The sequence below is a fragment of the Parachryseolinea silvisoli genome (assembly GCF_021190955.1).
GTDB classification, from domain to species: domain Bacteria; phylum Bacteroidota; class Bacteroidia; order Cytophagales; family Cyclobacteriaceae; genus Ohtaekwangia; species Ohtaekwangia silvisoli.
This window is the reverse complement of the sequence record NZ_JAIOAO010000002.1, coordinates 955,338-975,425: the sequence shown is the minus strand read 5'-3', so window position 1 is coordinate 975,425 and position 20,088 is coordinate 955,338. Positions and strand designations below refer to the sequence as shown.

Annotated in this window: 20 protein-coding genes and 2 tRNA genes; 9 read left to right on the top strand and 13 right to left on the bottom strand. The window is 49.6% G+C overall.

Annotated features, from left to right (window positions below; all coding sequences use genetic code 11):
- Position 1 precedes the first annotated feature (1 nt).
- Both K7P01_RS13965 and K7P01_RS13960 read left to right on the top strand, forming a co-directional pair.
- Complete coding sequence (locus K7P01_RS13965; RefSeq protein ID WP_267293964.1) at positions 2-547, top strand: carboxymuconolactone decarboxylase family protein; 546 nt, start codon at positions 2-4, stop codon at positions 545-547.
- 76 nt (positions 548-623) lie between these two features.
- Positions 624-1,733 carry a DUF3179 domain-containing protein gene (locus tag K7P01_RS13960; RefSeq protein ID WP_267293962.1) on the top strand — a complete coding sequence of 370 codons (1,110 nt, stop codon included), beginning with the start codon at positions 624-626 and terminating at the stop codon, positions 1,731-1,733.
- 18 nt (positions 1,734-1,751) lie between these two features.
- On the opposite strand, the gene K7P01_RS13955 is transcribed toward K7P01_RS13960, so the two are convergent.
- On the bottom strand, positions 1,752-4,814 hold the full coding sequence (locus K7P01_RS13955) for a glycosyltransferase family 117 protein (RefSeq protein ID WP_267293960.1): 3,063 nt from the start codon (positions 4,812-4,814) through the stop codon (positions 1,752-1,754).
- A gap of 134 nt (positions 4,815-4,948) precedes the next feature.
- Here K7P01_RS13955 and K7P01_RS13950 point away from each other — a divergent pair, with 134 nt between their 5' ends.
- The 6 genes from K7P01_RS13950 to K7P01_RS13925 all read left to right on the top strand — a co-directional run bounded on the left by K7P01_RS13950 (position 4,949) and on the right by K7P01_RS13925 (position 8,579).
- A complete protein-coding gene (locus K7P01_RS13950) occupies positions 4,949-6,181 on the top strand; it encodes a sensor histidine kinase (protein WP_267293958.1) in 1,233 nt (410 codons plus the stop codon).
- Positions 6,178-6,885, top strand: a complete 708-nt coding sequence (locus K7P01_RS13945) for a response regulator transcription factor (protein ID WP_267293956.1) — start codon at positions 6,178-6,180, stop codon at positions 6,883-6,885. The genes K7P01_RS13950 and K7P01_RS13945 overlap by 4 nt, the downstream gene beginning before the upstream one ends.
- Positions 6,886-6,950: 65 nt before the next feature.
- Positions 6,951-7,253, top strand: coding sequence for a hypothetical protein (locus K7P01_RS13940; RefSeq protein WP_267293954.1), 303 nt, complete (start codon positions 6,951-6,953; stop codon positions 7,251-7,253).
- A 509-nt stretch (positions 7,254-7,762) separates the two neighbouring features.
- On the top strand, positions 7,763-8,128 hold the full coding sequence (locus K7P01_RS13935; RefSeq protein ID WP_267293952.1) for a DUF4180 domain-containing protein: 366 nt from the start codon (positions 7,763-7,765) through the stop codon (positions 8,126-8,128).
- Positions 8,129-8,343: 215 nt separating this feature from the next.
- A tRNA-Pro gene (locus K7P01_RS13930) sits at positions 8,344-8,419 on the top strand.
- Between the two features lie 88 nt (positions 8,420-8,507).
- Positions 8,508-8,579: transfer RNA gene (locus tag K7P01_RS13925), tRNA-Arg, on the top strand.
- 12 nt (positions 8,580-8,591) lie between these two features.
- Here K7P01_RS13925 and K7P01_RS13920 read toward each other — a convergent pair.
- From K7P01_RS13920 to K7P01_RS13870, 11 genes are all read right to left on the bottom strand, one after another.
- The gene (locus K7P01_RS13920) at positions 8,592-8,837 is read right to left on the bottom strand and encodes a hypothetical protein (RefSeq protein ID WP_267293950.1); all 246 of its coding nucleotides are present in this window, start codon (positions 8,835-8,837) and stop codon (positions 8,592-8,594) included.
- A gap of 48 nt (positions 8,838-8,885) precedes the next feature.
- Positions 8,886-11,396, bottom strand: coding sequence for an FAD-binding oxidoreductase (locus K7P01_RS13915; RefSeq protein ID WP_267293948.1), 2,511 nt, complete (start codon positions 11,394-11,396; stop codon positions 8,886-8,888).
- 3 nt (positions 11,397-11,399) lie between these two features.
- Positions 11,400-12,341: a hypothetical protein gene (locus K7P01_RS13910; RefSeq protein WP_267293946.1), complete on the bottom strand. Its 942-nt coding sequence runs from the start codon at positions 12,339-12,341 to the stop codon at positions 11,400-11,402.
- 122 nt (positions 12,342-12,463) lie between these two features.
- Positions 12,464-13,621 carry a Na+/H+ antiporter NhaA gene (gene nhaA, locus K7P01_RS13905; RefSeq protein ID WP_267293944.1) on the bottom strand — a complete coding sequence of 386 codons (1,158 nt, stop codon included), beginning with the start codon at positions 13,619-13,621 and terminating at the stop codon, positions 12,464-12,466.
- A gap of 6 nt (positions 13,622-13,627) precedes the next feature.
- On the bottom strand, positions 13,628-13,900 hold the full coding sequence (locus K7P01_RS13900; protein ID WP_267293942.1) for a hypothetical protein: 273 nt from the start codon (positions 13,898-13,900) through the stop codon (positions 13,628-13,630).
- An 83-nt stretch (positions 13,901-13,983) separates the two neighbouring features.
- Positions 13,984-14,442 carry a hypothetical protein gene (locus tag K7P01_RS13895; RefSeq protein ID WP_267293941.1) on the bottom strand — a complete coding sequence of 153 codons (459 nt, stop codon included), beginning with the start codon at positions 14,440-14,442 and terminating at the stop codon, positions 13,984-13,986.
- 159 nt (positions 14,443-14,601) lie between these two features.
- The gene (locus tag K7P01_RS13890) at positions 14,602-15,633 is read right to left on the bottom strand and encodes an alpha/beta hydrolase (protein WP_267293940.1); all 1,032 of its coding nucleotides are present in this window, start codon (positions 15,631-15,633) and stop codon (positions 14,602-14,604) included.
- Positions 15,634-15,806: 173 nt separating this feature from the next.
- The gene (locus K7P01_RS13885; RefSeq protein ID WP_267293939.1) at positions 15,807-17,048 is read right to left on the bottom strand and encodes an RNA polymerase sigma factor; all 1,242 of its coding nucleotides are present in this window, start codon (positions 17,046-17,048) and stop codon (positions 15,807-15,809) included.
- Positions 17,049-17,099: 51 nt separating this feature from the next.
- Complete coding sequence (locus K7P01_RS13880) at positions 17,100-17,447, bottom strand: YciI family protein (RefSeq protein ID WP_267293938.1); 348 nt, start codon at positions 17,445-17,447, stop codon at positions 17,100-17,102.
- Positions 17,448-17,494: 47 nt separating this feature from the next.
- On the bottom strand, positions 17,495-18,004 hold the full coding sequence (locus K7P01_RS13875; protein ID WP_267293937.1) for a carboxymuconolactone decarboxylase family protein: 510 nt from the start codon (positions 18,002-18,004) through the stop codon (positions 17,495-17,497).
- Between the two features lie 46 nt (positions 18,005-18,050).
- Positions 18,051-18,389, bottom strand: a complete 339-nt coding sequence (locus K7P01_RS13870) for an MmcQ/YjbR family DNA-binding protein (protein ID WP_267293936.1) — start codon at positions 18,387-18,389, stop codon at positions 18,051-18,053.
- Between the two features lie 218 nt (positions 18,390-18,607).
- Between K7P01_RS13870 and K7P01_RS13865 the strand changes: the two genes are divergently transcribed.
- On the top strand, positions 18,608-19,360 hold the full coding sequence (locus tag K7P01_RS13865) for a hypothetical protein (protein WP_267293935.1): 753 nt from the start codon (positions 18,608-18,610) through the stop codon (positions 19,358-19,360).
- A 185-nt stretch (positions 19,361-19,545) separates the two neighbouring features.
- Here K7P01_RS13865 and K7P01_RS13860 read toward each other — a convergent pair whose 3' ends face one another.
- A complete protein-coding gene (locus tag K7P01_RS13860) occupies positions 19,546-20,088 on the bottom strand; it encodes a DUF2721 domain-containing protein (RefSeq protein ID WP_267293933.1) in 543 nt (180 codons plus the stop codon).

Below are 20,088 nucleotides of genomic sequence, written 5' to 3'. Positions count from 1 at the left end.
CATGGCACACATCGCCGTACCAGAAGGCATACCCGGCATTCGAAGCCTGGCACTGTATCGCCCCGAGACCGCGCAGCATCTATATGCCTTGGCGCAAGTCCTGCTCCGCGACCCTTCGCCGCTAACCCCTGCCGAGCGGGAGCTTATCGCTACCCATGTGTCAGCCCGGAACAACTGCATGTTTTGCATGAGCAGTCACGCCGCGGCGGCACGCGAGCTCTATGCCGACCAACAGGAAATTGTCGACTGCGTCATCAACCAACAGGACAGCCCCCTGCTAACTGCCAAGATGAAAGCCTTGCTCACGATTGCCGGCAAAGTACAGCAAAATGGCAAACACGTAACCGACGACGATGTGCGTAAAGCCCGCGAACATGGCGCCACGGACCGCGACATACACGACACCGTATTGATCGCCGCTGCCTTTTCAATGTTTAACCGCTACGTCGACGGACTGGCTACACTCACGCCCACCGACCCGCGCGAATACGAGCCCATGGGTAAGCGACTCGCCACCCAGGGCTATGTTCCACCCCAACCAGCATAACCATCATGGCACACATCCATTTACCCGGCATACGCGGAACAGCCACGCAAACTACAACCCCTACCATCAACCTCCGATGAAGAAACTATATTACGCCGGCCTCATCGCCCTCGGCCTCTTTGAGATTCTCAATGTATACTTCATCATGCCCATGCCCGGCAGTCAACAACGGGAGACGCTCGACGTGGCTTATTTCTTATATACCAGTCGCTGGTTCTTCCGCGGATTATTCCTGTTGCTGATCCTCATCAGCGCCCGATCAGCCTTTCGTACTCTGCAACGCTGGATACCCATCGTGGCGGCACTACCGGTTCTGTTGATTGTCTACTTCTTTAACTTTCAAATGACGGCAGACCACATGTTTTTACAACCTGCCACGCTTACCTTCCGATCAAAAGCCGAAAGCGCGTTGAGCGACAGCAGCCTGGTCATCGCCGTGAGCGACGGCCGCGAGGCAAAGGCATATCCCATCCGGTACATCCAATACCATCACCAGGTCCGCGACTCGCTCGGTAGCACCCCCATTATGGTCACCTATTGCAATGTGTGCCGTACAGGCCGGGTATTCCAGCCCGTTGTAGACGGACGGCCTGAAAACTTCCGCCTGGTAGGCATGGATCATTTTAATGCCATGTTTGAAGACAATTCCACGGGTAGCTGGTGGCGACAGGCAACCGGCGAAGCCGTCGCTGGTCCATTAAAAGGGACTGTATTGCCCGCTGTGCATTCTACGCAGCTTACGTTACAGAGATTCTTCTACCTGTACCCTTTTGGAAAAGTGATGCAGGCAGATGTTGTTTTTAAGGACAGCTATGATACGCTCGGCCGCTTTGAAAAAGGCAAAAGCAGAGGAGAGCTTACACGAACAGATTCAGGTTCGTGGAATGCCAAGTCGTGGGTGGTAGGCGTCGTCGTCAACGGTCACGCCAAAGCATATGATTGGAATCAACTCAAGGAAGTCCGCATCGTGCATGACAGCCTCGGCAGTATCCCCATTGTGGTGACATTAGCGTCCGATAATCAGTCCTTCGCCGTATTTCAACGACCCGCGAGAGCACAATTTGTCATGCAAAACGACTCTTTGATCTCCGATCAAGGCCAGGCTGAACTGAAGTCACTCCCGGCGTACCAGGAGTTTTGGCATAGCTGGAAACAGTTTCATCCCGATACGGAAGTGTATAAATAAAAGTATATAGATTAAAACCTATACGCCTAAATCCGCCAGTCTGGCTTTATACTCCTCCTGCCCTAATTGATGCAGCAGTTCTGCCGACTGACACGCGAGATAACGATCTAACTGATCCACCGTGCGATGCTCCCGCAGACTCGCCTGCACACGGTCATACTGAAAATTAAACAAACTGGCACACAGTGTCCGGGCCGAGTCAGTCTTCCCGACGGCCTGTAACAGGTCTGCAGCTTGCAGACCTGCGTAGCCCGGATCGAGGTGTGGTGGATATAGTCTGTCAAGTGCCGCTTGTAATACATCGCCTGCACGGTCGCGGTCGCCTTGCCGAAGCAGTGTTGTCGCCAGCGTATTCACAGACATACGCACCGGCGCAATCATGCGGGCCTGGTAGTCTTCCGTATTAAAATAGACCTGGGCGTCCGCCAGGTTTGTATAATCGGCCCGTTCGATCAGATTTCGATAACTAAGTTCTGTATCTACTACGGGCTCGTCTCCTGCTTGCTCGATCGGTGCCAGCCGGTATACCTGGCCCTCTTGAATCACATGCTCCTCCAGCTCCAGGTCGAGCGAGTGCAACGAAGTGAAGTTAAAATAGACTGGCCGCTTCCAGTGATTCGACGCCACAACATCTAAAAACGCTAACGTGTTCTTAGTCATGTAGCTACCTTTAACGTTAAATATTACCTCGGGCAACGGTGTATATCCCGCCTGCTTGATGATGCCCGTTGTATCCACCCTCAATTTAATAGCCGAAGAAGGCAGTATGTTATATGCATCACCACCAGCCGACTGCACGCGCAGGGCCGTGTGCTCTTCGTGCAAGAGCTGCAGGTATTTCTGAAGGTCGATCGCTCCTTTCACCGACTGACGGACATACAGCACGTCGTTGATGCCATATTGTAAATAATCCTTTTCTGTGAGGGTAAGCGCAAAAGGCGGTGAGTCATAATACTGACGCCGCAACTGGTTGACATACCAGTCCGTATTAAAATAGCTCAGCACCACCACCCGCACATCTGTGCGGAAGCCTTCCACATCCTGCAAATACCACAATGGAAACGTATCGTTGTCACCGCCGGTAAACAAGATTGCGCCTGGCGCGCAGCTATCCAATACGTTACGGGCGTTGGCCATTTGAAAGGTTCTACCCGCGCGGTTGTGATCGTCCCAATTCTGCCAGGCCATCCACGCAGGCATAGCCAAGGCCAGCACACCGACGCATACCATCGCGGCAGGTCCTGCTGGCAGAATACGTGCCAGGGCGAGCATACCCAGTCCTGTCCAGAGCGCAAAGGCCATGTACGAGCCTACGTAAATATAGTCGCGCTCGCGCGGTTCACTGGGTGGCGAATTGAGGTAAAGTACCAGAATGATCCCTGTCAACAGGAAAAAGAAAAGGTTTACGACAAACCCCTTGCGGTCGGTTCGTTGCTGCACAATCAGTCCCACGATGCCCAGCACCAGCGGTATAGCCCAATATTGATTGCGGGCTCTATTCTCATACTGGGGTTCCGCGGCCACGTGCAACGCATCCCACGGCTTTAACCAGTCACTTCCTTGTACATCGCCCTCCCGACCGGAAAAATTCCAAAGAAAATAGCGGAAGTACATGTAGCCTAGCTGATACGAAAACATAAACCTGACGTTGTCGCGGAAGTGAGGTACCTCTCCTTCTGCCAAGCCAGCCAATCTGCGATAATTTTTGATATGGTCGGGGTCGTTGCTATACATCCGTGGTAGAAACGTTGTCCGGGCCGGATCATAACGATAATCAGACAACGTGCCCGCTACTCTGTAACCCGCCGGCGTTTTGTAATACATACTCCGACCTGCAGTAACCTCGGTGACCTGCGCATCAAAATACGGCCCTGTCAGCAACGGACTGGTCGGGTAAGACTCGCGGTTCATATACGCTTTGCTGAGCGGCAGGTTTTCAGGATTGCCTTCGTCGATCGGCGGGTTATGGCTCGACCGGATAAAAAGCATGAGATACGGCGTAAAACCCAACAGCAAAAACACGGTTGCCCAGGTATAGGGGCGAATGGCGGGGTATCGCCGCACACCCCACGCCACCGCACCCGTAATCACAGCAAGCAATGCAAACACACCGGTATAAAATGGCAGATGCAATACATTGACCAGAAACAGGTCCCACCGGAACGCAAATTCAAAAATACCAATGGCCACCACGCGGTTAATAACCACAATCAGAACAAGCCCCGCGATCATTGTCGCCAACACCTTCCACCCTGTGAGCGGGCGCGTGCGTGTATACCACACCAACGGCAACACGGGCAGGATCAGCACACTCATCGGGTGGATACAATACCCCAACCCGGTAATATAAAAGATCAACACAAGCCACCGACCGCGTAGCGCCTCCGGTATGTCATAGCTTCGCAGCATAAGCCACAGCAGCAGCGCGAGAAAAAAACACGCGGGTCCATACGTTTCCGCCTCTACTGCCGAAAACCAAAAAGAATCTGAAAAGGCCAGACATAAACTACCTCCCACCGCAGCCATGGCGATCACACCGCGCGAAACATTCCACGTAGCAGCCATCTTCTCACCAAAATAGAAGATCAGGTAAAAGACCAGGTATATCGTTAGTGCGGAAAAAAGTGCGCTCATGGCATTCACGCATACCGCCACACGGGAAACATCGCTTCCGGCGGCCATTGAAAACAACCGGCCGATTAACAACAGCAGCGGTGTACCGGGAGTATGCGGCACCTGAAGCTTGTAGACAGTGGCAATAAACTCCGAGCAATCCCACACGCTCGCCGTCGGCTCCAGCGTCACCAAATAGGTCGTCAGGGCCACGACAAAAACCATAAACCCCGACAGGTGTTTCCACGTTTCTTTCCGCAGGGAGGACCACGAAACAGGGCTGGTAAATCCTGTGCCAAGAATGGCGAAGACAGGTAAAACAAACCCGACCAGCAACAGCGGCGGTGCCACCCAGCGGGTCAGCGGGCCAAAACCCTGGGCAACCGGATCGTACAGCATACAGCCATACCCGGCCACGAGAAGCCCCAATGACAAAAACAATATGCGGTAGTCCTTAGTCGTAAACATAGGGAGTTGAATTATGTTGTAAGGCTAGCAAAACGCAACGGACCGCCGCGTTAAGGAGTGTAAATAAGTGTTAATGGAGTGTTAAGGAGGTAGCGGCGGTATACAACGGGCACAATAAACGAGTATCTTGACGTATGAATAATAAACATCTGGGCCGCATTATTCTTTTTGGCACCTGCGTACTGGCCTGCCTGCTCATTCTACAGGTATACTGGTTCCGCAAAGCCTTTGACGTAGCCGAAAAGCAATTCGATCACAGTGTACAAGTGGCGTTGAAACGGGTAGCCGACTCCGTAGCCCGCAACCCCGAGGTCAAGAAACTCTCCTCCAATTTTTACTTCGTTGTAACCAGTAGCCAACTCGACAGCGAGCTGCTCGACGACCAGCTTCAAAAGGAGTTCCTCGTCCGAAGCCTCAACCTCGACTACGAGCTTGGCGTCTACAATGCCCACGACGACACGCTGGTGTATGGCAATTATATCTCCGCAACGCAGCCCACGTCCGCCCCGGAAGACACAGCGCGCGAAGCGTCTACCGACGAAAAGAATTTTGCCGTATACTTTCCGAAAAAGAACAGCTTCGTCGCCGCCCAACTCGATATCTGGATTTTCTCCACGCTCGCCCTGTTGCTGATGATGGGATTTTTCGCGTATGCGATCTATTCGCTATTACGCGAACGGAAATTTGCGGCCCTGAAAAACGACTTCATCAACAACATGACGCACGAGTTTAAAACTCCTGTAACCAACGTGCGCATCGCCGGCGAGATCCTCAAGAAAAAAATCCCCGAACCTGATAACTTGCACGTATACGTCGACATCCTTTTAAAGGAAAATGAAAGCCTGCGACAAAAGATCGACCAGGTATTGCTGGGAGCTTCCGTCGACTACGTCCGTAGACCCACGCTCGAGGTGGTGCACGTACACCAACTGATTCGCGAGTGTGTCGAAGCCTTTCAACTCAAAGTGCAGGAGCGCAACGGATCACTGATCGTCGAGCTTCACGCCGAACGTAACACCGCCATTCTCGCGGACCGCGAGCTGCTGGCCCAGGCCATCAGTAACCTGATCGACAACGCCGAGAAATACTCCCGGCAGCGGCCCAATATCCTCATACGCACCAGTGACTGCCGGGAAGGCATCGCCATCCACATTGTCGACGAAGGCATTGGCATAGACCGAAGCATGCGAACTAAAGTGTTTGAGAAATTCTTCCGCGTGCGCTCGGGCGACGTACACGACGTAAAGGGCTTTGGCTTGGGATTGAGCTTTGTAAAAAGCGTTATCCGATCACACCGGGGAAAAGTCAACCTCCTGAGTGAGCTGCATAAAGGAACCGCCGTACAAATCATTCTGCCCGCCGCATGAGCATCGCCAAACAGATCATGGTCGTCGAGGACGACGAAAGCCTGGGCTTCCTCATCAAAGACTCGCTCAGTACCCATGGCTGGGCCGTTCAATTGTATACTACGGGAGAAAAAGGATTGACTGCCTTTCACAACCACATCTTCGACCTCTGCATCCTCGACGTCATGCTGCCCGAGAAAGATGGCTTCGACCTGGCCCGCGAAATCCGCAAATACAACCAGGGTATACCCATCGTATTTTTGTCGGCTAAAAACCAGACCGAAGACCGCATCAAAGGATTCCAGATCGGCGCTGACGACTACGTCAGCAAACCCTTCAGCCTGGAAGAGTTTAAATACCGCATTGAGGCCATTTTGAAACGCACCGGCAGCAACCAAACAATTTCGGCCGACAGATCCTCCGTGCTACAGATCGCCGACTCCACCCTTGACATTCACAATTTACTGCTCACCGCGGGCGGTGTCTCCACGCGCCTCACCTACAAAGAGTGTGGCATGCTCCAACTGTTTTTCCGCCACCCGGACAAGGTTATCGAGCGCGATGTGTTTCTTAAAACCATCTGGGAAGACGACGGCTTTTTTGTGGCCCGTAGTATGGATGTGTTTGTATCCAGACTGCGCAAATACCTCAGCCACGATACCGCCCTGCGCATTGAAAATATCCGCGCCGTTGGATACATTCTGAAACGCGTGGCGGCGGCATGAGGCCATATGGCCGCTATGGAATTTTTTCAATACTTTCGCCGTTATCACTGTAGAATAATACAATTATGAGCACTTCATACACACCTGTTTCATACGACGTCCGCGAAGTCATTGAAGAACAGATGACCAGGCGCACGCACGGTAAGATCTTTTACTGGGGCGAAGGCCAAACAGTCGAGGAACAGATCGGCCGCGTGGAAAAGCTGGAAGAAATTCCCGGGCAGGGCATGTTCATTACGCTCGACACCGGTGCACAAGTCCGGATCGACCGCATCATCACCTTGTTCGGCAAGCCAGGCGCAGCGTACGACGAATATGATGCCTTTGCCAATGCGTGTCTCGCCTGTACGGCAGGAGTGCCTTTGTGAGAGAAATCACAACAATTATAAAACCCTGCCGTCAGCTTTTCCGTAAAGCATCAGACAACATAAGATAACAGCGCTAACACGAGTATGAAACCGGGTAACAACATCTTAGCAATCGAACTGCGATTCAACAGCAGCTGCGACTTTGCGGATTGTCATGCCCATTCGGGGAAATACTATTTATTGTAGATCGCATCAGGTTTTAATAAATATAAAAGCCCCGGGTACTGCTCCCGGGGCTTTTTTGTTTGCAGCAGTTTTAAATGGGGATTAAGCTAACTAAGTAGAAGCATCCCGTTAATCCGATAGCAATCGGGACGGGACGGACTGGAGCGTTACCAGAAATCTCCACATAGGGCAGCCCGTATGCCTGGGTAATTATATCCAGCGCTTAGGTTATGCCGGTGGCGCGATAGCATAGTCGCTGAAAAATGCGTCCACTTACACTACGGAGTGGAAGATCGAGGTTAAAGCCCTCCGCGCCACAATACATTTAAATTTGAAAGAGACAAATGAACCACGTATTGCACATTGATCATCGCGAACCTGTCGCTGAAATATCGACCGACAATCCAGTGATCCAAAGCGCCCAGGAGTTCCTGGAAGCCATGATGAATTTACCAGCCGACGTCATCGTCGTCCACCAGGCGACGCTGCACGACTCATTCTTCGATCTCCGCAGCGGACTAGCCGGTGAAATTCTGCAAAAAGTTGTAAACTACTCACGGCGTATGGCAATCATTGGCGACTTCACACACTACACCAGCAAAAGCCTCCACGATTTTGTTCGCGAAAGCAATCGGGGTAATACCGTTGTATTTGCTTCAACGCTTAGTGATGCCGTGGAAAAATTAGGAATAAAAAAAACAGCAGAATAAAAAAATATCATCAAACAGGCAACCCAAACAATACAACCTCGTATAGTTGAATCATGAAAACAACCAATATACATATCGTACGTCAACCGCGCCGACCCTTTCTACCGGACCGGGAGGCTACACTATTGTGTATACTGGATCAATGACATTGTAACAGCACTGCATTCATCACAAAAAGCCTCCTCTAACGGGAGGCTTTTTTATTTTTAATACATAGGGTAATGGAGGAGTCAGGCCGTCCTCGCCTGCCTTGGACGCAGGAGCTCCCCGGTTCGAATCCGGGTTACCCTACTAGAAACAGCGTGAGTGTGAGAGCGAGAGCGAACACACTCATGCTGTTTCTTCTTCGCTCTCACGCCCACACTCACACTCTCTCATTGCCCCGTCGTCTAATGGATCAGGATACAAGGATGCGGACCTTGTGGTGCAAGTTCGATTCTTGCCGGGGCTATTCACTTTAACTTCAATTTGCTACTGCCTCATAAATCCAAGTAACCAACAAAAAAATCACCATCCCAAACATCGTTAGCGCGCCTATACCTGCAATTAAATTCAAGACCATTACTCTGCCTACTGAACTATATTCGCCCGCATATTCTTCATTTTTTATCTCTTCAACCTTCTTCCTGTCCCTATACCATACATGAAGACACGCCCATCCAACGCCCGTGAATATAATCTCCATCAATACAAATCCGAATATCTCCATTCTTTACTGGTCTAAATCATTATTTTCGGAACGCCCCACAAGACATTTTCAATAATCAAAAACATGCTCTATCTCAAACCCCTTCCTTTTCGCTTCACCAACAAAAACCAGCAACTCATTTACCGGCAGCAAATAAACATACCGCGCGCGACTTTCATCCGTCACGACCTCAGAGGTATATAGCAATTCGGCTTTAACATCTGGCATTGTATCTTTTCTTCCCAATATTGAAACTACAATTTCATCATTCCCTGCAACCTCAATAATCTTTATATCCCTGTTCGCTATTCGTAAAATTTGCCTTGTGAAATCACCCCATCGCTTGATGGAAACAATTTTTTTATCATCCTGCTCGTAAACCACCTTTAACCCGGAAGTCTGTAAAGAATCGGCTACTGACGTCAGGAGATAGATTTCCGTAACGGGCTCTTCATAATTGGCCTTCGCAGCCCATTCAATAAGTTCTGCATACACAGCTTTGAAAGCGAACTCCGCTGTAAAAAACAACATGCGTTCAACTTTTCTAAACCAATTGCTGTTCGCGGTATTTGACGTAGCCCATACTTTCCCCACCCATGGCATGAACCCGAATTCATACCACGCTTTATCGTAGATCATGTCGCTGTAGGCGCGCTGTGCTTCGATAATCACTTTCTCTTGATCCGATAGTGTTCCATTCGAAAACCAGGAAAACACCCGGCCCACGGTATTTTCATAGATCATCTTGGCAGCATACTCCATGGTTATGCTCGCTCCTATTACGTTGAGCATCGTGACATACTCATCATTGTATGGATACGCCTCGGATACCAGCTTCATCGAACGGTCGTAGAGCGTCCAATATTCATCGATGGACCGATAGAATGGGAAATCGGATGGATCGTTCCCAGCCTCCAGGAAGTCAGCATACTCTTTCGGATTGAACACCAGATACCACTCAGGCACTGTAAGAAAAGACTGCGCCTCGTCTTTGTAGTAGCCTTTGATTCCAGCGCGTTGCTTTTCAATGGCCTGTTCTACATACGGATTGTATTTATCCAACAGCTTGTTCGTAAAACGATGCTGTGGATCAAGTTTATTTTTCAGGTCAAAATAATTGGCTGCGCGCGGATAGCCTTTCTTAAATTGTTCGGTCGATGCGTGCGGCTGATACGGCAAATACCAGCGGCCATTTTCACTCAGGATAGCATCCGTCATTTCGACAGTCCATTGTTTCACTTCTTCCCGTGAAGCGTCATCCGTCCCTTGCTTGTAGTAGATCACAAATGCGAAGACCTCTTCCGGAGCCCACGACAAGTATGTTAACGTATCCGCATACGCATGACGTAGAGATACATTGATTACGTTCACATCGTAGCGATCGTAAATCGCTTTCATTTTCGGAATAAAAGAATTGATATTGCGTACGGGAATAAAATACTCCTGTAACACATACGTATCTTCTTCGCGCGAAGCGGGTTCAAGTTCCGCGACATCATAGCTCGCCTCCCGGTTTCTCCAAACTACTTTTTCATCACTGTAGAGGTACGGATCAACCATGTTTCGCCGCATCCATTTTCCGAAATGCCCCCTGGAAACAATCTTCATCATCTGCGCTTCGAGCCAGTATTTCTCCCCGGCAGGGGTAACGCGCACGGTGTCCGTAAGTGCTTTCTCCGTAGCACGCCAGGCCACACTGTTGATCAAGTCAAAGTCCGGTGGATAAAGATCTCCGTTCTGAAAGATTACGGTGGAGTCGTTTCGAATGGTAGAATTGAAGAAAGAATTGTAATCGATTGGGCTAACCTCAGCAACCTGACGTTCCACTTTTACGTTATCCGCCAACTGCAACGTTACTTCCGCGATCACGCCAATACCTCCATAGCCTCCGATCGCCGCGGCAAAGACGCCCTGATTAAGATTACGACTTGCGGCTACGATCTCACCCGATGCAGTAATCAGTTTGATTCCCAATACAGACGATACAATAGGGCCATGTCCAATATACCGCCCATGACAGTTAACGGAAATCGAACCTCCTACCGTGAAGTTAGCATACGTCTGCATGATCTTGATGGAAAGATTGTACGGATCAATTACCTGTTGCAGGCTTCGCCACGCAATACCCGACTGTACCGTAACCTGTTTGTGGATCGTGTCAAGATGCAATACCTTATTGAATTCCCGCATGTCAATGTGCAGGCTGTTCTCATAAGCAGTCTGTCCGCCCATGCTGAAACGGCCACCACCAATCGAGATGGGTCCGCTGGATTCCCGAATTGCTTTTACAATTTCTTCTATTGTCTGCGGTTGTATTTCCCGGCCTACGTGTATAGGGTTGATGGCGGTCACATCGTTGACACGTTTATTGGAAATAGTTTTTTTATAGCCAGAATCTCCGGAAAGTTTGATGAGGAGAACAACAAATACAGTGTATGCCGCCAATGAATAAAACGGAATGGCATACCGTTTACGGCTGTGAATCCACCGGATAAATCGTTTCAAAAGGCGCCACAGCACGCACAAAACCAGAAGCAGTTTATCAACGATAAACCGCAACAGCTTCCATACTCTCTTCATGAATCAGATTTTAGTAAATAACATCAGGGCGTTTTTGGTAGGATCACCTTCCTGGAACAACGTGCGCTTGTCAAAGCGGAAACCGATCTTTTCAACGAACCCGCAGATGAATGCAAGGGAATAAAAATTTCGGGTTTCGCTGCTATTATACTCCCACGATTCATTCGTGCCCATATTGAAGACATCGTGGGCCAATGCCACCAGCGTCATCTGTTCTTCAGTATCGCAGTCGTGATCACGCAGGATAAGTTTTCCTCCCACACGTAGAGTATCGCGGATAGAGGAAATAAAGGGTTCGCGAAGTTCCAGCGGACAATGATGAAAGCCGATGTAAATGGTGACCAGGTCAAGACTTTCCTTCGGAATAATCTCCGCGTATTTTGTTTGATAATTTGCCAGTGGAATATACGTTGCGCCAATGGCTACCTGACCCCGGTCGATCATTTCTGTTACGCCGTATCCGGGTTCTTTGCCGTCGGCATAGTAACGCTTCCCTTCGATGTCTACTTCTTCTTCGAGGTAGTCCAGGTAACGGCCGGATGATCCGATCTCCAGGTAGCCGTTATAGGTGCCTTCTTTACCAAGGAGGTCAAGGGTCTCTCGCGCCATTTCGTCCTTCTGCTTGTTGAGTGCTGGCAGTGCATACCGGAAGGACGAAAACATCGGAGTAATATCCCCGAGCTTCGATTGTACCGTCAGGTAAATACTTTTGTCATCTGGTTTCTTTGTTGTTGCATCCGAGATCATTTTGTGGATCTCTTCTTCCGGAAAAAGGTTAAATACATTCTTGAAAAACTTGAAGAACTCACTCTTCAATTCGTTGCTGGAGTAGATCCGTTTGAAATTACTTCCTGCGTTGGTAATTCCAGCAAACAGATTTTGCGGAAGAAGTTGCAACGTGGCCCACGCTGCCATACAGCGGCCGATGAAAGCTCTGCGGTTCATGAATTAGGATATGGTTAGTCTACAAAGATAAGTTGTTTTAGATCACCCCCTGTCGGATGTACCATTTGCATCATTCATCCTCGGTTCCTACATATTGCCGGTAACCAGATTACATCTACACTTTAACGCTTTGCGCTGCGCTTGGTTGCATCTGGCAAAAATAGCTTCAAAAGCGAAAATCCCGCGATACCCGCCAACACCGACGAAAGAAGAATAACAATCTTAGACTCGCTGATAAAGCGTGGTTCATCAAACGCCAGCAACGTAATGAAAATCGACATCGTAAATCCAATACCGCCTAAAAAACCTGCGCCGATAATCTGTCCCATCGAAAGATCTTCCGGAAGACGCGTCAGCTTTACCAACGACGAGACATATGAAAATATTGAAATCCCCAACGGCTTGCCGGCAACCAGGCCGACAAAGATGCCCAGGCTATTGGCCTCTACCAATGAATGTATCCAGTCTGCAGGAAGCGTCACGGCTGTATTGGCCAGCGCAAAAACCGGTAAAATGAAAAATGCAACAGGCTTGTGCAAAAAACGCTGTAGAATATACGAAGTAGATTTTTCATCACCATTTCCAAAGGGTATGGCGAACGCCAGCAACACGCCAGCAATGGTTGCATGAATACCTGAATGTAACATAAAATACCACATCACGATACCGCCAATCAGGTAGGGTATGAGGTTACGAACTTTCCATCTGTTCAAGATTAACAATACACCAAATACGCCGAGCGCGATCAATAAGTTTGTCCAGGCCAGCGAGCCCGTGTAAAAAATGGCGATAACCAATATGGCACCGAGATCGTCAATCACGGCCAATGCTGTTAAAAAAATCTTCAACGATACCGGCACACGGCTTCCCAGTAGCGACAACACCGCCAGTGCGAAAGCAATGTCGGTTGCCATGGGAATACCCGCGCCTGCCTGCGTAGGCGTACCATAGTTAATAGCAAAATGAAGACCGGCCGGCACAAGCATACCGCCCAGGGCGGCAACTACCGGCAGCAAAGCCTGTTGTAGCGTGGAGAGTTCTCCAATGTAGACTTCCCGTTCCAACTCCAGTCCGACAAGCAAAAAAAAGATGGCCATCAATCCGTCGTTGACCCAGTGTGAAACGCTGTGGTCAAACACAGGATAATCCCAAAAAGCCAAATATCCACCTTGCCATGCCGAGTTGGCCAGCACCAGCGATGCCACTGTACACCCCATGAGTACTAACCCGGACGATTTCTCGCTATGAAAAAAGTCGTCGAATAGCGCAGTCAATTTCATCGTCGTCTATTCCTCGTCGATTGATCCCTTCATTAGCGCACGGTATTGAACCATCAACCGCTCTTCCAATCCTTCTTCCGGCGTATAGCCCTGCACCTTTATGGAAACCCGGTTTGAGTTTGTATTGCTGACCGGTGGTGTAATACCGCTCACCAGCATGCCCAGGCGCTGCATGCCGATCGTTCGGTTCATGAAGGCATTTGTATTGCCGTCCTGTCCGCAGACTTCAAAGGTCTTCTTAGCGTCGTCTTTTAATATCAGCCAGTTTTTGGAGTACATAAAAATGAAAATTCAGTCAAAGATTCAAACTTTGCTGTTCAATTCCTAAAACCGGCTTCTACCAACGTCAGGAATGACACGGGTTAAGTGAAAATGACCAGGAGAGAAAGCAAAATAGCGTCCATGACGAAGCCCACCAGGACCGACAAGGAAAGGTCGCCCGTATCGTCGTCTTGTAGATAACTTGTACGCAACACAGGCTCCGATACGACCACATACCGATTCCCCAATGTACGCAACCGATCTATTTCGCAGCGCTCGTGTTCCGCTGCCACTTTGATAACAATATCGTCGCGTTTTACGCATGAACTGGCCAACAACGGAATACCACAATATTCCAGGTAATTGTACTCCATCATCAATGATACCTGCATCACGCGCAACATATACAGCTCATACGCTTCGTTGGAAAGAACTATTACCAGGTCTGCTCGCTCCACCAATGTTTTTGGCAGGCTGATTACCGCCAGCGACATCCTGCTGGCGATGTTCGTCCGCGTAAGACCTTCGGCAATATGAATCAATGCTTCTTCGATAGCCATATCCTATTCTGATAAAACGTAGGGCACTTTGTGCATTACCCTTGAAGGAAAATCACCGCTGACACGTATCGCACACAACCACCATCTATATTACGCAAAACGATGACAAAAAGAAAGGCTGCCTACGTAGACAGCCTTCTTTCAACCGACTTATTTTCCTTATTCTGCCAATGCTTTACGCAACGTCGCAGCAGCCTGCAGTACAGCCGTCTGAACGGCCGGTACATGGGCAATGGGATTGAGCAGTCCATAATCATGGATCAGTCCGTGGTAACGGGTGAGTGTTACGGGTACACCGGCTTCATCCAACTTGCGTGCATACGCTTCGCCTTCGTCGCGCAACACATCGTTCTCAGCCGTTTGTACCAGGGCCGGCGGCAGTCCTTTTAACTGTGCGACGGTGGCTTGCAGGGGTGACGCATAGATTTCTTTGCGTTGTGCGGGATCAGTTGTGTAATTGTTCCAAAACCAGATCATCATGTTTTTCGTCAGGAAATAACCCTCGGCCAGTTCGTTATACGAAGCTGTTTCGAAGCTCGCATCGGTAACAGGCCAGAGCAACACTTGTAGCTTGATCGCCGGACCTTTTTTATCCTTCGCCATCAGCGCGATCACCGCCGCCATGTTACCGCCCACGCTGTTTCCGGCCACCGCCAGATTGCGACCGTTTACGCCGATTTCATGGCCATGTTCAGCCACCCATTTTGTAGCAGCATAGATCTGATTGATCGCGACCGGGTATTTCGCTTCCGGTGACGGCGTATAATCGGGGAATACCGCCACGGCGCCGCTGCCGACTACCAGGTCGCGCACCAGCCTGCGGTGTGTGGGATAATCACCCAATACCCAGCCACCACCATGTATAAAGATAAAAACCGGCGCATTGGCCTTAACACCCACCGGCTTTACCACGTGAATGTTGACCGTCTGACCATCCTGCGTGATCTTACGCTCCGACTCTTGTATACCGGAATAGTCTACTGTCACCGACTTCTGCGCACCGACCAGCACCGCCCGTGCTTCTACTGGTGTTAATTGCTCTATCGGCTTTCCACCACCTGTATTTAAGGCTTTCAAAAAGTCACGTACCTGTACAAAAACGTGCGGATCGTTTTCGGGCTTCACTTGTGCACCGGCAGAAAAAATCACTGCCAGTATCAATAATGCGAGTGCTGTTGCTTTGTATTTCATAACCTTGTTTGTTATTGGTTGATGATACAAAGCTATGGCATCGACACACGTCGCGAATTAGCAAAAACGGTACGCGACTGGTACTTTTTGCCCCTACGAGACCTTCCATCGTTTCTTGTTACGCCGGCTGAAGTTTAGGTTATAAGGCCACTCCATATTGTTTAAATATATGCCTACCGTGACAATTCCAGCAGTCGCGCGATGGTGCGTTGCAGGGTTGCCTTGTCTGCGGCAGAAATAGTCAGATTCGCCGCCGTCTCAAAGTGTTGCAAGGCTTTACGATTGTCGATACCGGTGTATAGATTGCCTAACAAAGAGTAGTAAAACGGGTTGGTCGTAAGCTTTAGTTTCTCCGCCTCTACAATCGCCACCTCCCTACCATGTACTTTTGATAACGCAAACGTACGGTTCAAGGCAGCAATGGGCGAATACTCCAGGATCAACACATCGTTATACAGGCTTAGAATGTTCTCCCATTTTTCGACAGTATCTTCTTTCCGCGTATGCCAGTAAGCAATTCCGGCCTCTAAGTGGTAACGCGTTACCGCTGTACCGATCGAAGCGGCATTTAAAAAATAGGTGCCACGCGCGATCAATTCACGATTCCACAATCCCACGTCCTGGTCTTGATACAAAATTGATTCTCCCTGCTCATTTACCCGTGCGTCGAATCGCGAAGCATGAAAACACATCAATGCCAGCAACGCATTTACCGGCGGCTTGCAGGTAATGTCGTTATCAAGCAACAATGCACACAACCGCATAGCCTCCACGCAGAGATCTTTGCGTAGCGTGGTGTTCTGAGACGTGGAGTAATATCCTTCTGAGAACAGCAGATACAACGCCGTAAGGACCGTATCAAGCCGTTCATGTATTTCCGTCAACGTAGGTTGCTCAATCCGGATATTGGATTCCTTCAATTTCTCTTTGGCACGGCTCAGGCGTTTGTAGATCACCTCTTTGTTTGTCAGGAAAGCATCGGCGATCTCTTGTGTACCAAAACCGCACAGCAGGTTTAGCGCGAGAGCCACTTGCGCCTCCGTTGAGTTTACAGGGTTACAGATAGTAAACATCATCGCCAACTGGCTATCGGCAATGTTTTTATGAGACAGATCCAGGTCAAGCTCCTCCACCTTCTCCGTGGTATAGCGTAATTCTGGCGAAAGTTGCTTCTCGAAGAGCGTATTCCGCTTGAGGTAGTTCCGGGTTTTGTTTTTGGCGACCGTATATAGCCAGGCCGTGGGATTGTCCGGCACGCCATGCAAACTCCAGTGTTCGGTGGCCGTCAGAAATGTATCGCTCACAAGGTCTTCGGCAACCGCGATGTGCTGAATACCGAACAAATACGAAAGTACCGAAACGATGTTCCGGTACTCCGTTCTGAACAAATGCGGTATCAAGGCTTTATCGTCCATCTTCAGTAGGAATGCCCGGGTAAAACTACAAAGACATTCTTTTACTGCAACTTACATTGTGGGCGCCGCCATACGTACTTCCACTACAGCACCCCATTTAATAATAGGGCATCCCTGGGCTATCTCCACCGCCTCTTCGTAGTCGTTCGCGCGTATAAACAACATCCCACCGACTGACTCCTTGATTTCAGCATACGGTCCGTTCAGCACGACATTGTCTTGCTTCACCACGCGACCCGTCAGATCCCAGCGCCGCGGCGGCGTCACCAGTTTATTCTGCGCCGCAATGCCACCGATCCAATCCTGGAAGGGTTTGATAGATTGCTGCATTTGCTCTGGCGACGGCGTTGCGTCTTTACTGGTCAGGTCCCGGTGAATGATCAATAAGAACTCGTTCATACGTTTAAGGTTAAGGTTCTCGTTTATGTTTCACTAAAAACTCAAAATTAACCGAATTGGCCTACCTGGTAGGTCCCAATATTTTGCGGGAAAGCAATATTGAAACGATTCCAGGCATTGATCGACGCCACTGCCAGCGTAAGGTCTACCAGCTCTTCTTCTGAAAACTGTTTCAATGCTTCCGCATACACGGCGTCAGACACATCGCACTTGTTAACAGCTTCGGCCCAAGCCAATGCGGCACGCTCGCGGTCGGTATAATAAGGAGCTTCACGCCATGCGCTCAGGCCATACAACCGTTGTTCCGTCTCGCCGTGCGCACGTGCATCTTTATAATGCATGTCGAGGCAGTAGGCGCAGCCGTTAATCTGCGACAAACGAAATTCTATCAGCTCGCGAAGAGATGCGCCAATGGGTGATTTTTTTAGATAACCGCCCATACCAAAAAGCGTTTTTACGGCTGCTTGTCCTTTTTCCCAGAGATTAAGTCGATTGTTCATAATGTTGAAATTTTGATTGTATGCCCAGTTGACAATCGACATAGCGCTTCTGGACATATTCCGGCATTTTTTTTCAAAAATCTTTAACTTTTTCTGGAACAGCTCATTCTCCAACCACCTGTTCAGCCAATTTTGAGGGCGCAACGGTACAGTAGGCGGTCATTAAAACCTGCTGAAACAATTTCTTTTTCACCTTCTTCAACTCTACCAATGTCCACCCCTGCCTTCCCCACTTATTCGCGACCGGATAGATAGCCTTATCGGCCGTCGAAAAAATGTCCTGGTCCATTTCCGACAACTTAAGTGACGCCTGGTTATTGCCGGCATCGTAGGTGGCAAAAATCTTCTTCCGCACGCGGAACGATATCTTTTCAAAATGCGGCTCTTCTGTAGCCTCCGGAAAAGACAAGGCGACGTCACGGAAATAATCAAATGTTACCATGCTCTAAAATAATGATTTTACGGCGGCAGAAAAATAGCAGCTATATCTCATACGTCCGGCTCGGTATTTGTAAATCTCGCGAGCCCGGAAAGCTGGCGCAACCCCTAGCATTTATACAGCTTTCACACGAATTTCTTCCTTTACAGGCCCACCTGTAACACACTACTTTTACAGACGTTATCCTATAATTTCTTCTTAACACCTCAACATTCAAGATCATGAACTATGCTCTCAGGACACTGGCATGCATATATGCCATCGTTACATTCTCCACCGCACTAGCCTGCGAAAAATGTAAATCTGCCGAAGAAAACCCAGACTTCATTATTACATCGGCCTCAGTCACCCACAACAAAAAATGGGGACAGCTGGAATTTGAGATCATTGTAAAAGGCAGCGCCGGTAAAACGGTACCGAAGCCCGTCGGTAAACTGGATGGCGCACCCGTGCTCGGCTATGTTTTCCCTACCACGCTGTCGGCGGAAGACATCGGTTTCTCGAAGACCGAGGGCATTGTCGCCATGGCACTCACGTCGCACCCCGACTTCGACGACACTCCGCTATGGGACGAAGATCTGGACGGCAACTATACCAATGCCAGTGAAGGCATTGTTTGGCATCCGCACTGGGTAATATTGGTAAAAGATGACCGTGTAAAAGGTGGCCTGTCCGTCAAAGAATTCGACCCCAGCGACAAGTCCATCAAACGCCCTTCTACGGCAGCACCCGGCATGCACATGTATATGGACTCACCCGGCTTTCAGATTGTGACCGAAGGCAATACCATCCGCATGGCCGTGCCGACGTATCGGGTAAACAACAAAGTAAACTTCAAGTTTGATGCCGTCGCATGTTACATGCAGATCAGCGCACCCGAAGGCGGCCACGGCAAAACACTGCCGATGCTAGGTGTCTACACGGTCTACAGTGTGCTGTCCGGGAATCTGTCCTTACCCTATGCGGTAAAATAGATATTCGTAAATGATGATTTAGGGAATATGAGGCCTACACTGAAAACTTTCTTTGTCGTATTGCTCTTTATGGTGAGCCTGCTGATTGTTTCTTATTGGTTTGCGCCCACAGAACCTGTGGGCGCATCACCTTCATTGCCGGGAGCACCTATACCCGTATGCGGGGCAGATTGATATCCGGAATCTCATAGCTTAAACAAATTACGCCAGCTTTTGCGCACCGCTTTTTTTACAAACTCCGGCGCATTGGGCCGGCTGGTTTCGATCGCAAAATCCACCTCATCAGCAATGACGCTGTATGTAAGCCGTGATTCAATGATCAGGATGGCCGACGCGCAAAACAAAAAGCTGGCGCCAATCATGCCCAGCGCGGTCGGAATCCAGGTGTACCGGAGATGTGTAATGGCGACTACACCGATTGCTAGGCTGGTTGTAACAAAAAGCCCCAGGCTGAGATATAAAAATGTCATGGCGCGTGTCAGCAGCTTGCTACGCCGCGCACTCTTTTCCAATAACGTATAGAGAATCCGGCGTTTGGCCTCATTGGCCGACTCCGGATCGTGACTCTTTTCGATCTGCATAAACTCTTGTGACGTTTTTCGCACACGTTCAATAACGCGGCTAAGCCGTTGGGAGGTTGTCATGATTAAGGATCCGCTTGCCATGATCAATACCGCCGGGGTGATCATGCTGGTGAGAATGCCGAGGGCACCGTTTGTTTCGTCCAT